A 13741-nucleotide genomic window follows, 5' to 3' on the forward strand; every position below is an offset into this window, starting at 1 on the left:
TTATTAATCTATCTAGGTTATACAATAATATGAGATTTATATTAAATTACTTCAAGACAAAAGGAGTTGATATAAACTTACAAAGGTTTAATATAGAGAGCGGCAAAAGTTTATTAGATTTACCAACACCCTTAAAAACAGATAGAGCAAAAAAGTATTTTGCCAAAGCAGAAGAAATGGGGTATCTGGAGAAAACAAACACAGGTTATAAATCAAAATTTAGGACTAAAGTGTTATTAGCTTACTTTTTGGAATTAGTGTTTTGTCGTGACGACAACAACAAAAACAACTGTATGAGTTTCCCAGAAACAATGTTAAATGAGTTATTTCAAGAAAAGAGGTTAGGAAAGTACAGAGGACAAATATACAATAACGCTAACGGAAAGCCCAAAGGTTATGAGATAGTAGATAAGATATTTGATTAATAGAAAACAGTGTTTTAGTGTGCACCAAATAGGACACCTTAAAGCACTGTTTTTGTTTTCCCTTTGCCTATATCTTTGCACATAGAAAGCTGTTAGGAGTGCAAGACTAACAGACACGGCAAAGATGGGGCAGCCTTGCACCTGTACCCCAGAAGCCAGACTATAAAAATATAATAATATGGCAGAGGATTTAAAACAGGTTGCCGACATGGTAACAGCAAACACTATTTTTTGCACAAAAGAGGTATTAACAAGTGATGAGGCAGCAAAGTATATGGGTATATCTAAAAGCTACCTGTATAAACTTACTATGAAACAACAGATACCACATTTTAAGCCTATGGGTAAGATGTGTTATTTCAACCGTCTGGAGTTGGAACAATGGCTACAAAGCAACAGGGTAGCGACTGAAACGGAAATAAATCAGAAAGCCCAATCGTTTTGCATGAAAGGAGGTATGAAATGATAACTCCAAACATACGTTATTATGCAAAAATGGAATACGATACAAACAGTAAGAAAACTCCAAAGTATGTTATTAAAGCGGAAGCAGGTTTTTATGAACCTATGGAACACATAAAAGGGAGAAACGGATTTGTATCTATGTATCTGATGGAAAAGCTAAAAGATGGGGCAAATGTACCGTCTATGAGGCTGCAAGCTAAAGACAGTCTTAACTTTACAGGACTGAAAGATTATTTTATAGATGATAAATTAAGCGGTTTTGCATACGGCTACCCTTTGGCTGACAAGGTTTACAGTAGCAAGAAAATAGGAAACCCCTTTTATGAATATCGTAATGACGGTTTCCTGTTTATCATACACCAAGACCAGACAGCAGCCACTACCCCAGAACAAATAAGACCGACATCTATAGAACTGATAGTTTTAGATGGTGCAAAGGTATTGATACCGTCTTACTGCAAACAATTAACGATGGGGGGATTTGATGAAGCTATTAATCTATTAAGAAAACAGGCTAAAGTCTTATAATAATATGTAGTTTGTACCCAAATTTTGGTAACGATGTATGATAAGTTAAAACTATGGGCAGCCAGAACCAGAGACACACCAGACATTACAAAGTTTCTGGATAGAGCAAAAGAGCAGATAGACCACGACACAGGCGAGATAACAACTTTTGGCAGTCTGGATGGCTTAAAGGTTTCAATCTTTACAGGCGGTATTTCAATAATCGGCAGTTTGTCTAAATATCTATATCCAAACAATATTTATCCACTTGACAGGCACAGCACAGCGGAAGCGGTGGAAAAGTTATCTGATAACCTACATTTGAATATTTCTGATGCAAAGATAACAGGTCTGGAGTTTGGAACTCAATTTGTGATGAGGTACAAACCAGAGGACTATTTAAGAAAATTGGGAGATATGCCACGACTGCAAAGGTATCATTTTGAAGTTGGAACACTTTACTATAAACCCAAAGGGAAACAACAGCTTAAAGTGTTTGCGTTTTATGACAAGAAAGCGGATGCAGCAGTTAAGGGAATGACGCTACCAGACGGCTTTAGTGATGCAAACTTACTGAAATATGAAATGAGGTATAACCAGAGGTTACCCCAACAATTAGGAGTACCAGAAGTTACAGCCTCAACATTATCAGAAAAAGAGTTTTATCGGCAAATGGTGAAACGATACCAAGACTGTTATTTTTCAATATCCAAGCAGAACCAAGTAAAAACAAATGTTATGAATGAAATTAAGACTGTTTCAGACGCTTTTAATGTGTTGGTTGCACGATTAATCAACCAGAGCGACAAAACTCAAATAACGGAATTTCTGGAAGAACTGAAAGAAGCCAGAACCTTTGAGGACAGAAAATGTTATACCAGATTGAAAAAGAAAATCCAAGACATAGCGACTAAAGCGGATATATCGGTTACTGATGAACTTATTAAAGAACTTGACAACGAAGTTAAAAACGTGGGTGCATATATTTGAAAGTCTTATAATAAGATGTATTTGTACCCAAAATTTGGTAACAGATTAAAAAGTGATAAATGATATGAAAACGAGAACTGATGCAGTAGTATTCACTACCCTAAAGAACAAAGATATAATCACAACAGACAGTAACGGACATATAATGTTAGATGTAACAAAGCTGTTTGATACAGACGGAAGTGAGTTTCTTAAATGCAGAAATGTAGGTTACTATACTGTGGGCGAGATTGAGAAACTGAAACACAAACTTAAAATACTGATTTATGGCAAGACGGAATAATAACAACAGGGGCGGGGTATTTTTTTAAAAGGGGGTATAATCACAGAACCCACTGAAACCACCTTTCATACCCAGACTAAATTTTAAAGTCATGGGGTATTACAATAAAGCAGCCAGAACGGTTGCTTTTTTTATTTTATAGCACTGTTTAATTAGTTTGAATATATATAGTAGTGTTGTTTTTGGCTACCCTTTGGCTACCTATAAAAATAAAAAATCCTGTAAATCAACGACTTACAGGGTATTATTAGTACTCGAAGCGGGACTTGAACCCGCACAGCTGCAATAGCCAAGGGATTTTAAGTCCCTCGTGTCTACCGATTCCACCATTCGAGCATCCTTTCAAAGAGAGAGCGGAAAACGAGACTCGAACTCGCGACCCTAACCTTGGCAAGGTTATGCTCTACCAACTGAGCTATTTCCGCGTTAACGGGTGCAAATGTATGGAGTTTTTGTATAACTTCCAAACATTTCGCCCGTTTTTATTAAAAAAATATCCGTTTTAATATATTCAAAAGCCTTTTTGCATAGCTTCAGGGTATATTTGCAAAACATTTTAAAAGTCTTTGCAAAGCATTTGCAAGTTTCAATGTTATCTTCCAAGAAGGGCCTTTTCAGCATTTTCAACCACAGCAAAATCAAAACCTGACACAACTTTATCCATCAGTTCTGTGATGCGGTCGTTACACAGGTTACCGATACTTCCCTCATGAGTGTGATGAACCTGTTTATTATGTGTAAACTTTCCTGCTTCAATATCAAGTCCAACCTTCTTGTATGCATCGCGGAATGGCATTCCTTCTGTTGCAAGGCGATTCACTTCCTCAACACTGAAAATGTACAGATACTTGTCATCGTCAAGAATATGTTCGTTCACATAAATCTTGTCCATAATGTATGTAGCCATCTGCAGGCAGTCCTTGAGTTCGGAGAAAGCAGGCAGGAACACTTCCTTTATTATCTGCAAGTCGCGGAAATATCCCGAAGGCAGATTATTCATTATCATCATTATCTGCTGAGGGAGCGCCTGTATCTTATTACATTTTGCACGAGTAAGTTCGAACACATCAGGATTCTTCTTATGCGGCATAATACTTGAACCTGTGGTACATTCATCCGGAAGTTTCACGAAACCGAAATTCTGACTGCTGAACATACAAGCATCGAAAGCCATCTTAGATAATGTTCCGGCTATAGACGCAAGAGCAAAAGCTACGTTACGTTCCATTTTTCCACGTCCCATCTGTGCGTAAACAACGTTATAGTTCATTGAGTCAAATCCTAACAGACGTGTAGTCATCTCTCTGTTCAGAGGGAAAGAAGAGCCATAACCGGCAGCAGAGCCTAACGGATTGCGGTTACACATCTTGTATGCAGCCTGAAGAAACATCATGTCGTCAACAAGACTTTCGGCGTATGCTCCAAACCAAAGACCGAACGACGACGGCATGGCTATCTGCAAATGTGTATATCCGGGCATCAATACATCCTTATACTTATTACTTTGGGAAATAAGGACTTTGAACAAGTCTTCTACAGCCTCAGCAATATCTTTTATTTGTGCGCGTGTAAACAATTTCAAATCGACAAGCACCTGATCATTTCTTGAACGTCCGCTGTGAATTTTCTTACCGACATCTCCAAGTTTTCTTGTCAGCATAAGTTCTACCTGAGAATGTACATCTTCAATACCGTCTTCTATCACGAAATCACCTTTCTCAGCAGAAGCATATATGTTTTTAAGTTCTTCAAGCAACACTTTCAGTTCGTCAGACTTTAAAAGTCCGATACTCTCGAGCATAGTTATATGAGCCATTGAACCCAGTACATCATGCTTTGCAAGGTAGAGGTCCATCTCACGGTCTCGTCCCACAGTAAAACGGTCTATCTCCTCGTTTACCTGAACATTTTTTTCCCAAAGTTTCTGAGCCATTCCTGTATGATTTTTAGTTCTAAAATAAAAAGAGATTAATAAGGTATAGCCGAAAGCATGTCAGCCAGTTTCTCCACTCCTTCCTGAAGTGGTTTGGAAACCATAGCCTTCATAAACATGTTTACTTCGGCACGTATTGTAACCTTCATTTTCGACTGATTGTCAGACACCGGAAGCATCTGTATCCACAAGTTCATAGGTACAGGCGATTTGTCACCTTCAAACTTGATACACTTCATCGGTTCACGTTCGATTATTCTAAGTGTCAGACTTATACCCTGCACCTTCAGAGTGATTGAATCCTGATCGAACGTCATATCCTCCAACTTGCCCTCAAGTTTATCTTTTACTGCATCAAGGCGCTGGCGTACAGACTCAAGATTATTCAAATCCGACAGTTTGTTATATACTCGTTCCTGACTGTAAGGAACATATTTCACAGTACTTTCGTATTGTAATGTTGCCATATCCTTTAAAATATAAAAAACACGGATTTTACCGAATGACACGATTCGCTATCATGAACCGTGAGACCAGTAGAATCCGTGTCTTCAATTATAAATTAATATTCATTATTTTCCTGTCCAGTGTGCAGGATCTTCTCTCCATGCCTGAAGTACAGGAATATCTTCTTCGTCGATGTAGTTAGTCTTTAATGCAGCATCAAGCACAGCATTGTAGTTTGTCAAAGTAAAAAGTTCTACTTTTGCATTGAGGAATGCCTTTACAGACACATCGAAACCATAAGTGAATGAAGCTACCATACCGATAACCTCGCAACCGTCACGACGGATAGCCTCAACAGCTTTCAAGCTGCTACCGCCTGTAGAAATCAAGTCTTCTACAACTACTACTTTCATACCCGGACGCAATTCACCTTCGATAAGGTTTTCCAATCCATGGTCTTTTGGGCTTGAGCGAACATATACGAATGGCAAGTTGAGTTCTTCTGCAACCAATGCACCCTGAGCGATAGCTCCTGTAGCCACACCGGCAATAGCGTCAACCTGACCGAATTTTTCAAGAATAACACGACAAAGTTCCAACTTCACGAAGTTACGAAGTGCAGGGTAAGACAAAGTCTTACGGTTGTCGCAATAAATAGGAGATTTCCAACCTGAAGCCCAAGTGAAAGGGTTAGCCGGCTGAATTTTAATAGCTTTTACTTTCAGCAATTTCTCTGCGAATAATTTTTCCAAAGCTTTCATAATTTTACTAATATCTGATAAACATTTGTGCAAAAGTAGAGAAATACATCGGTATTTGAAAATTTATATGTATTAATTTTGCTAAAAACCGACATAAAGCATCATATATTATGATTTTGTCCACGCCAATGTTACAACACTGATTTTTACGAAATCTATCTTTTTCAGCGCATCAAGACAGGCAGAGATTGTAGCGCCTGTAGTAAGCACATCGTCTATCAGAAGTATATGCCTGCCACTTAATGAATAAGCCTTTTCGGTAACTTCAAACAATCCTTCGGCATTTCCCCACCTTTCAAAAGCTGATTTATGAGTTTGTGTGGCATTATTGTGGGTCCTTATCAAAGCATCCGTAACTACAGGAATCGAAGTTATATCAGAAATACCTCTTGCCAACAATTCCGACTGATTATAACCTCTGGTTCTCAGTCTGTTTTTATGCAACGGAACGGGTAAAATAAAATCTATCCCATCAAAAAATCCGGAATCCAGCAATTCAGTCCCCATAATACATCCCATCTGTCGGCATAATCTCTTCCTTCCATGATATTTCATTCCATGAAGTATATTTGCTACAATTCCTCCTTTTGCGTAATAATACAATGCTGTGGCACGTTCTACAGGAAATATTCCCCAGAAATATCGTTCCATCTCATTCCCTGGAGTATTCAGTAATCCGGTTTTTGGCAGTGATACCATACATGAAATACACAAGCTCTCTTCTTGTGATGAAAGAAGTTTTCCACAACATACACAGGTGCGTGGAAAAAAGAAATCACGTATGTCACCAAGAATGTTCATCAATCAAAATCGGCTTTAACAAATCTCATTATCTCCTGCATGGTAAATCCCCTGCCAGCAGCAAAACGGATAAGTTTGGCATTGCGCTCATAATCCGTCTCCGCCTTGATACCTTTAAGTTTCTGTTTCAAAAGACTTTGAAGAATGGAGTTATACTCATCTTCGTCTATATCTTCCATTCCAGCGTTTATCTCTTCCGATGTCAACCCCTTCATACGCAATGACTGGGCAATCTTTACCCTGCCCCACTGGTTGAAACGATATTTGTCGCGTACGTATGCACTGCAAAACCTTATTGTATCAAGATACTTTTCCTTGAACAGATGAGCCATAACCGCAGCAACTGTTTCCGGACTCGCTCCCCAGCCTTTAAGTTTTGCCTCAACATCCGACGGGCATCTCTCCACCGCCGAGCAATAAGCCTCAGCCTTGTTCAATATTTCTTTTTCCGTATATTCTTTCATGGTCTCAAAGCCTTAATCATCCTGTCATTACTAGACAAGTCTTTCCTCAATTCAATATTCTTATATCCCATTGAAGCCAGCATCCCTACTGTCTCACTACCGTATGCCCTGTTTATCTCAAAATATATCATGCCCCCGTCATTCAATATATCCAACCCTAACTCTGCTATACGTCTGTAGAAACGTAACGGGTCATTATCAGGTACAAACAGTGCCAGATCCGGTTCCCATTCCAGAACATTTCTCTCCATATCCTTCTTTTCACTTTCCGTAATATAAGGAGGATTGCTTACAAGAATGTCAACCTTTATATTGGGAATATCAGTTCCAAGCACATCTACACGACTGAAAGCCACATCCGCCTTATTAATACGTGCATTTTCAGACGCTACGGACAATGCCTCTTCCGAAATATCCCATGCCGACACTACAGGCGAATCCATCATCAAAGCCAACGAAACAGGGATACATCCGCTTCCGGTACCGACGTCAAGGACATGTGCACCTTCACGTTTGTTGTCCTTCACTATCCAGTCTATCAATTCCGCAGTCTCAGGTCGTGGAATAAGAACTGCAGGCGTCACCTTAAAGCGATAGCCGCAAAACCATGTTTCACCAATAATATATTGCAAGGGTTCGTACGACTTCAGGCGCGCCAGAATATCATTTACCTCCGAAAGTTTTTCTGACGAAAAATTCATATCTTTGCCTGCATATAAGTCAAGAGCCGACAGTTGGTATTTCTCTGTCAGTATATATTTTGCCATGGCAGTAGCCTCGGCATCCGGATAGAAGCCGGAAAGTTCTTGTCGTATATAAGTATATATTGGATGCATAATATGCAAAAGTAAGAAAAAAGCTCAATAATATGACTACAGATGAGAAATATATCCGCAGATGTATAGAACTTGCATCAAACGGACTGTGCAATGCAGCTCCCAACCCGATGGTAGGAGCAGTGATAGTACACAACGGAAAAATTATCGGCGAAGGCTATCATGCCAGATGCGGTGAAGGTCATGCCGAAGTCAATGCCATACGCTCCGTGAAAGATGAAGGCCTGCTCAAGGAATCCACCATATACGTAAGCCTTGAACCATGCTCGCACTATGGGAAGACACCTCCATGTGCCGACCTTATCATCAGCAAGGGTATTCCACGTGTTGTAGTTGGCTGTATCGACCCTTTCTCGCAAGTATCAGGCAGAGGAATACAAAAACTGCGCAATGCCGGTATTGACGTAACAGTAGGAGTATTGGAGGATGAATGCAAGAACCTCATCAGACGCTTCGTGACATTCAACACACAAAAACGTCCGTATATCACGCTGAAATGGGCAGAATCGGCAGACGGATTTATCGACATTAACCGTGAAAACGGCTCTCCTGTAGTATTGTCAACCCCAATCACATCAATGTACGTTCACAAGCAAAGGGCAGAACACAAGGCTATACTCGTAGGCAGAAGAACGGCTCTTCTTGACAATCCTTCGCTGACCACACGCAATTGGTACGGTGCCAATCCATTAAGATTAGTCTTAGACCGTACTCTCTCGCTGCCTTCCAATCTCAGACTGTTCGACCACACTACACCGACACTGGTATTCACCGAAAAGGAAAAAGCAGGAGAGGAAAATCTGGAATACATAACATTAGATTTCTCAAAGGACATATTACCACAGATGCTTACCGTCCTTTATGAAATGAAAATACAGTCTCTGCTTGTAGAGGGGGGCACTACCCTGCTCCAATCATTCATCGATTCAGGTCTGTGGGATGAGATGTTTGTTGAACACTCGGAAAAAGTATTGGGGGAAGGTGTGGAATCGCCTGTAATACCTAAAGGAATTAAAATGCAATCTGAATTAAGAGACAAAATTTGTGTCAGTCATTACATACATGATTAAAGACTTATGAAAACGGTTTCATCTTCCGACACGTGTCAGTAGCATTACAGACAGCTGTCAGCCGCATTACAGACACGTGTCGGAAACTATACTGACACGTGTCAGCAATACGGCTGACAAACTTATTTTAATTGAACATTTGCTACTTGTAGAACCTTAAAGTTCCAGATTCTACCAGCGAATTATGCTTCACTCTATATCCGCATGATGAATTTCCCATTTCGATACGTTTTATATACCCGTCGGTATTCTTTTCATCATCCACGACCTCTATTACAAGCTGTTTCTGTTTATAGAACTTTGGATTCAGAGTTATGGTTATCTTGTCGAAAGTAGGAGCAGTCAGAGTATATTCCGGCACTCCAGGACAATCAGGATAGAATCCCATCATACTGAATATCGCCCATGCCGACATTGTTCCTGCGTCATCATTTCCAGGAATACCGTCGGGAGTTGGTTTGAAATATTTTTCAAGCAACATTTTGACAGTCTTCTGCGTTCTCCATTCTTCACCTTTAAAGTAACTGAAAAGATAAGGATAGGCTATGTCCGGCTCGTTGGCAGGGTCGTAATACCCCTTGTCGAATATCATCTGTAGCTTATCTACAAACTTTTTCTTTCCTCCCATAAGTTTTGCCAGTCCTTTTACGTCGTGAGGCACATAGTATGTATAGTTCCATGCGTTTCCTTCGTGGAATCCAGGACTAGGCTCGAAGTTTTCGCCCTGTTTAGGATCGAAAGGGCTGTAGAACTCTCCGTTTGGCAAGATAGGACGTAAGGTGCCGAACTCCTTGCAGTAGTAATTCTTATATCCCATAGAACGCTTATAGAACATCTTTGCGTCATCATTCTTTCCCAGTTCTTTAGCAAGAGTTGACAAAGCATAATCAGCAATGTAATATTCCAGTGCATGAGACACGGAATTATCGAACTGTTCCATCAACGGAACATAACCTTTTGAGATATAATCGTCATTATCAGGACGCATCAGATTATCTTTTCCCGGCATGGTGGCTGACTTATACATTGCCTCGTATGCCAGATTGATGTCGAAATCTCTGAGTCCTTTCATCCATGTATCGACTATGACCGGCAAACTAGGGTCGCCCTCCATAGTGAGCGTTTCCCTTCCATAAAGTTCCCATTTTGGAAGCCAGCCATGTTCTCTGTACATATCCAACATAGTTTTCACCATCTCAATCTGACGTTCAGGATAAACGAGTGTCATCAGCTGATGTAGATTTCTGTATGTATCCCATAAAGAGAATACCGTATATCTGTCGCCCTTAGTAGAAAGTATCTCATCACCTTCCATCGAAGGATACTGTCCGTTTACGTCCTGCAGGATGTTCGGATGAATAAGTGTATGATAAAGGGCTGTATAGAACACTGTCTTCTGTTCTTTTGTTCCTCCTTCCACCATTATTCTGCCCAGGTCGTCATTCCACCTGTTTCTTGCTTCCTGATGTATTTCGGCAAAATGTCTTCCGGCTTGTTCCTTATCAAGATTTTCTCTGGCATTTGCAATACTTACAAACGATACGCCTATGGATACTTCTATTTCTTCACCTTCGGAGGTATTGAATGTGTACCACACTCCTATATCGTCGCCTGCAATGTCTTTTCCATATTTATCGTAAATCTTGTATTTCCCGTTGTCTTTGTCCCACTCTGCCTCAACGCCATACATTTTTCTCTGTTTTTTCCAATATCCGGACTCGGCAGGAGCCTTGCTGACTCTCATCACGAAATATATCGGAAAGACAGCCTGTGGATTATAGCAGAAAGTACCAAGAAGCTTCATTCCCTCAATCTCGGTTTCACTGACTTTTCTTACGAAAGCACCTGTCTCATTGGTCAGACCTTCGCCCAGATTAAGCAGTATATTGCTTTTTCCTTCAGGAAAAGTGAAACGTGTCAGTCCGCTTCTCATGGTAGCAGTCGCCTCTGCCAGTATATTGTACTTTTTCAGATAGATGCTGTAATATCCCGGATTGGCCGTTTCCTTTTCATATTTACTGCCGTAGTTCTTATAATCGACATCCAGTTCGCCGGTTGTAGGCATCAAAAGCAAAGATCCCAACTCCGGACATCCCACTCCACTGAGGTTTACATGAGAAAATCCGGTAAAGTAACTGTTCGTATAATCATACGGAGTTGACCACCAACGCGCATCCTTGTCATACACATTATCGGCGGAACCCATAACATTAAACGGAACTACGGACATCATCCCATTTGGACAAACGGCACCGGGATTACATGTTCCGAAATTGGTAGTACCTATAAACGGATCAACATAATCTGCCGGCTGCTGCGACATTGCAGTTCCGGCAGAGAAAAAGAATAAGGTGTATAATAGTAGTTTTTTCATAATTATATATAACTACTACAGTACAAGTCAGTATTTCCTTATACTATAGAATTGTTTTTTACAAAATCTATTATCTCTGAGATATACCCGAATGCCATACCTACCACTGTATCGGCAGCACCGTAATAAACGGCTACCCTTTCGCCATCCTGGAGTGCGGCACATGGGAACACTACGTTAGGCACATCTCCCTGGAGTTCATAAGGAGCGGCAGGAGCGAGCAGATAAGGGCGAGTACGATACAATACCTTTTCCGGATTATCCTTGTCGAGTATCACAGCCCCCATTGAATATCTGAAACCGTTGCACGTAGTAATAACTCCGTGATAGAACATAAGCCAGCCTTCATCTGTAAGGAACGGAACAGAACCTGCACCTATCTTTGTGCACTGCCATGCACTTTCAGGGAAAGGAGTCACTTTCATCACACATCTGTGTTCTCCCCAGTATTTCATATCAGGACTGTAGCTGATATATATATCACCAAATGGAGTATGTCCATTATCACTAGGACGACTCAGCATGGCATACTTGCCGTTAATCTTCTGTGGGAACAGCACACCGTTTCTGTTGAACGGAAGGAAAGCATTCTCACACTGGAAGAATTCCTTGAAATCGAAAGTATAGGCTATGCCGATAGTTGGTCCGTGATAACCGTTACACCATGTAATCCAGTAGCGGTCTTCAATCCAAGTGACACGAGGGTCGTACTTGTATTCCGACTCTATCATATCAGTATTTCCCGCCTTGAACTTAATAGGCTCATGATTAATCTCCCAGTTTATACCATCCTTACTGAAACCTGCAAAAATATTCATCTGGACAGCTTTGTTATCACAACGGAAAACTCCGGCAAACCCATCTCCAAAAGGAACAACAGCACTATTGAATATACTATTAGAAGTCGGAATATGATATCTTCCGATAACAGGATTCTTTGAATATCTCCACATTACATCGTTGCAACCTGCCGGGCGTTCTTCCCAAGGCATAATAAATTTTTCTGTCATAATTATTAGATTTAAATGTTATATAATAAGTTTACTCTCTCCTTCAATAAGTGTACCATCCTGATTATATTTGAACGGTATAAAGTAAGTTATCAAAAATGCCGGTATAGTGGCAATCAGAACGAATATGAAGAATGGTTCGTAACCTCCAGGTCTGTTGAACCATTCACCCAATGTCTCACAAACCCATCCGCTCATCATTCCCGGTATCATCACTCCAAGATTCATTATTCCTGAGGCAAAGGCATAATGCGCCATCTGGTGTTTGCCCGGAGCAACTTGCTGCATCATAAACAATGTCAGGCCTACGAAACCGAAGCCATATCCGAAATACTCGAATACTATTCCACTGCATATTATCAAACCGCTTTCCGGCTGGAAGAAAGCCAGAAAGGCATATACCACAAACGGTAAGTTAAATATACAGCATAAAGTGAATAAAGTATTTTTCAACCCTTTTGCAGAAATGTAATATCCGGCAAGCAATGACCCTAATACAAAGGCTGCAGCACCATATGTACCATAATAAAGGCCTATCTCTTTTTCAGACAGTCCTAATCCTCCGGCTTCTCTGGCAGCTTTCAGGAACAATGGTACAATCTTCATCACAAAGCCTTCCGCAAATCGGTATAGAATAATGAAACAAATATAATATATTATATGAGTCTTACGGAAAAAATCCGACAATACATTATACAACTCTGATAAGATTTCTTTTCCGCTTCTCTTACCTTCATTCTTTACCACCTTTGTCGATGGCAATGCAAATATATGATACAAGGCCAGCAATATCATAACGGCAGACAGTATAAGCATGATTGTCATCCATGATTTCTTGTTTGCCTCAAGCACCGAACCTGCTTCCGAATAACTCTCTATAAAATATCCGGCAAGATAGACCAGTCCTCCTGTAGCCACAATCTTAGCGATATTATAGAACGCGCCCTGCCATCCTATATATTTAGCCTGTTCTGAGTTGGATAGTTCGCTCATATAAACGCCATCGCACGCAATATCATGTGTAGCCCCACTGAAAGCTATCACAGCAAGCAATGCTATGGATATAGCAAAGAAGCTGCTCAAATTCAGCGACAAGGCTACAAGACCGAATGCGATACCCGTTGTCAGCTGGGTTGCCACTACAAAAAACTTCTTGGTCTTGAAAAGTTCCAGGAAAGGACTCCACAAAGGTTTCAATGTCCACGGGAGAAGTATCAATGATGTCCAGAATGTTATAAGCTTATCATCTACTTCCAATCCCTTGAACATGAGTACCGTCACCATATTCAGGACTACAAAAGGCAGTCCCATAGCAAAATACGCCGACGGAACCCACGTTATAGGACTTCTACGTTTAGTGTTACTATTATCCATA

The 13741-nt window shown here is 40.5% G+C and carries 14 protein-coding genes, 2 tRNA genes and 1 pseudogene; 6 read left to right on the plus strand and 11 right to left on the minus strand.

The features are described 5' to 3' along the window. The 5 genes and pseudogenes from H6A61_RS05385 to H6A61_RS05405 form a co-directional block, all read left to right on the plus strand. Positions 1-425, plus strand: a pseudogene (locus H6A61_RS05385) (hypothetical protein); the annotation flags it as partial. 178 nt (positions 426-603) lie between these two features. Beyond that, a complete protein-coding gene (locus tag H6A61_RS05390) occupies positions 604-891 on the plus strand; it encodes a helix-turn-helix domain-containing protein (protein WP_204391768.1) in 288 nt (95 codons plus the stop codon). Continuing rightward, positions 888-1418: a hypothetical protein gene (locus tag H6A61_RS05395; protein ID WP_204391770.1), complete on the plus strand. Its 531-nt coding sequence runs from the start codon at positions 888-890 to the stop codon at positions 1416-1418. The genes H6A61_RS05390 and H6A61_RS05395 overlap by 4 nt, the downstream gene beginning before the upstream one ends. A 33-nt stretch (positions 1419-1451) precedes the next feature. Next, positions 1452-2387 (plus strand): phage/plasmid replication protein, encoded by a 936-nt coding sequence (locus tag H6A61_RS05400; protein ID WP_204391772.1) that lies wholly within the window; start codon positions 1452-1454, stop codon positions 2385-2387. Positions 2388-2451: 64 nt separating this feature from the next. Continuing rightward, complete coding sequence (locus tag H6A61_RS05405; protein ID WP_204391775.1) at positions 2452-2670, plus strand: hypothetical protein; 219 nt, start codon at positions 2452-2454, stop codon at positions 2668-2670. Positions 2671-2921: 251 nt separating this feature from the next. On the opposite strand, the gene H6A61_RS05410 is transcribed toward H6A61_RS05405, so the two are convergent. The 8 genes from H6A61_RS05410 to prmC form a co-directional block, all read right to left on the minus strand. Then, a tRNA-Leu gene (locus H6A61_RS05410) sits at positions 2922-3006 on the minus strand. 16 nt (positions 3007-3022) lie between these two features. Continuing rightward, positions 3023-3095: transfer RNA gene (locus tag H6A61_RS05415), tRNA-Gly, on the minus strand. Positions 3096-3262: 167 nt separating this feature from the next. Continuing rightward, positions 3263-4603: an argininosuccinate lyase gene (argH, locus tag H6A61_RS05420; protein ID WP_204391783.1), complete on the minus strand. Its 1341-nt coding sequence runs from the start codon at positions 4601-4603 to the stop codon at positions 3263-3265. Positions 4604-4638: 35 nt separating this feature from the next. Further along, on the minus strand, positions 4639-5070 hold the full coding sequence (locus H6A61_RS05425) for an SRPBCC family protein (RefSeq protein WP_204391785.1): 432 nt from the start codon (positions 5068-5070) through the stop codon (positions 4639-4641). 105 nt (positions 5071-5175) lie between these two features. Continuing rightward, entirely contained in the window at positions 5176-5811 is a 636-nt protein-coding gene (gene pyrE, locus H6A61_RS05430) for an orotate phosphoribosyltransferase (RefSeq protein WP_154043818.1), read from the minus strand. A 108-nt stretch (positions 5812-5919) separates the two neighbouring features. After that, the gene (locus H6A61_RS05435) at positions 5920-6612 is read right to left on the minus strand and encodes a ComF family protein (RefSeq protein WP_204391921.1); all 693 of its coding nucleotides are present in this window, start codon (positions 6610-6612) and stop codon (positions 5920-5922) included. Further along, positions 6612-7076 (minus strand): regulatory protein RecX, encoded by a 465-nt coding sequence (locus H6A61_RS05440; RefSeq protein ID WP_204391788.1) that lies wholly within the window; start codon positions 7074-7076, stop codon positions 6612-6614. The genes H6A61_RS05435 and H6A61_RS05440 overlap by 1 nt, the downstream gene beginning before the upstream one ends. Continuing rightward, complete coding sequence (gene prmC / locus H6A61_RS05445) at positions 7073-7912, minus strand: peptide chain release factor N(5)-glutamine methyltransferase (RefSeq protein ID WP_204391790.1); 840 nt, start codon at positions 7910-7912, stop codon at positions 7073-7075. The genes H6A61_RS05440 and prmC overlap by 4 nt, the downstream gene beginning before the upstream one ends. Before the next feature lie 32 nt (positions 7913-7944). Between prmC and ribD the strand changes: the two genes are divergently transcribed. Further along, positions 7945-8982: a bifunctional diaminohydroxyphosphoribosylaminopyrimidine deaminase/5-amino-6-(5-phosphoribosylamino)uracil reductase RibD gene (gene ribD, locus H6A61_RS05450; protein ID WP_204391792.1), complete on the plus strand. Its 1038-nt coding sequence runs from the start codon at positions 7945-7947 to the stop codon at positions 8980-8982. Between the two features lie 142 nt (positions 8983-9124). Here the strand turns inward: ribD and H6A61_RS05455 are convergent, their stop codons facing one another. The 3 genes from H6A61_RS05455 to H6A61_RS05465 are packed head-to-tail and all read right to left on the minus strand — an operon-like array spanning position 9125 to position 13740. After that, positions 9125-11356: a GH92 family glycosyl hydrolase gene (locus H6A61_RS05455; protein WP_204391794.1), complete on the minus strand. Its 2232-nt coding sequence runs from the start codon at positions 11354-11356 to the stop codon at positions 9125-9127. A 38-nt stretch (positions 11357-11394) separates the two neighbouring features. Continuing rightward, positions 11395-12366, minus strand: a complete 972-nt coding sequence (locus H6A61_RS05460) for a glycoside hydrolase family 130 protein (RefSeq protein ID WP_154043806.1) — start codon at positions 12364-12366, stop codon at positions 11395-11397. Positions 12367-12384: 18 nt separating this feature from the next. Next, a complete protein-coding gene (locus H6A61_RS05465; RefSeq protein ID WP_204391796.1) occupies positions 12385-13740 on the minus strand; it encodes an MFS transporter in 1356 nt (451 codons plus the stop codon). Between the last annotated feature and the right edge of the window lies 1 nt (position 13741).

Source organism: Bacteroides caecigallinarum (assembly GCF_016901995.1).
Classification (GTDB): Bacteria; Bacteroidota; Bacteroidia; order Bacteroidales; family Bacteroidaceae; genus Phocaeicola; species Phocaeicola cellulolyticus.

What these genes read in the sequence shown, in the direction of transcription:
- H6A61_RS05390 (WP_204391768.1), top strand. Translation starts at nt 604, where the DNA reads ATGGCAGAGGATTTAAAACAGGTTGCCGACATGGTAACAGCAAACACT.
- H6A61_RS05395 (WP_204391770.1), top strand. Translation starts at nt 888, where the DNA reads ATGATAACTCCAAACATACGTTATTATGCAAAAATGGAATACGATACA.
- H6A61_RS05400 (WP_204391772.1), top strand. Translation starts at nt 1,452, where the DNA reads ATGTATGATAAGTTAAAACTATGGGCAGCCAGAACCAGAGACACACCA.
- H6A61_RS05405 (WP_204391775.1), top strand. Translation starts at nt 2,452, where the DNA reads ATGAAAACGAGAACTGATGCAGTAGTATTCACTACCCTAAAGAACAAA.
- argH (WP_204391783.1), bottom strand. Translation starts at nt 4,603, where the DNA reads ATGGCTCAGAAACTTTGGGAAAAAAATGTTCAGGTAAACGAGGAGATA.
- H6A61_RS05425 (WP_204391785.1), bottom strand. Translation starts at nt 5,070, where the DNA reads ATGGCAACATTACAATACGAAAGTACTGTGAAATATGTTCCTTACAGT.
- pyrE (WP_154043818.1), bottom strand. Translation starts at nt 5,811, where the DNA reads ATGAAAGCTTTGGAAAAATTATTCGCAGAGAAATTGCTGAAAGTAAAA.
- H6A61_RS05435 (WP_204391921.1), bottom strand. Translation starts at nt 6,612, where the DNA reads ATGAACATTCTTGGTGACATACGTGATTTCTTTTTTCCACGCACCTGT.
- H6A61_RS05440 (WP_204391788.1), bottom strand. Translation starts at nt 7,076, where the DNA reads ATGAAAGAATATACGGAAAAAGAAATATTGAACAAGGCTGAGGCTTAT.
- prmC (WP_204391790.1), bottom strand. Translation starts at nt 7,912, where the DNA reads ATGCATCCAATATATACTTATATACGACAAGAACTTTCCGGCTTCTAT.
- ribD (WP_204391792.1), top strand. Translation starts at nt 7,945, where the DNA reads ATGACTACAGATGAGAAATATATCCGCAGATGTATAGAACTTGCATCA.
- H6A61_RS05455 (WP_204391794.1), bottom strand. Translation starts at nt 11,356, where the DNA reads ATGAAAAAACTACTATTATACACCTTATTCTTTTTCTCTGCCGGAACT.
- H6A61_RS05460 (WP_154043806.1), bottom strand. Translation starts at nt 12,366, where the DNA reads ATGACAGAAAAATTTATTATGCCTTGGGAAGAACGCCCGGCAGGTTGC.
- H6A61_RS05465 (WP_204391796.1), bottom strand. Translation starts at nt 13,740, where the DNA reads ATGGATAATAGTAACACTAAACGTAGAAGTCCTATAACGTGGGTTCCG.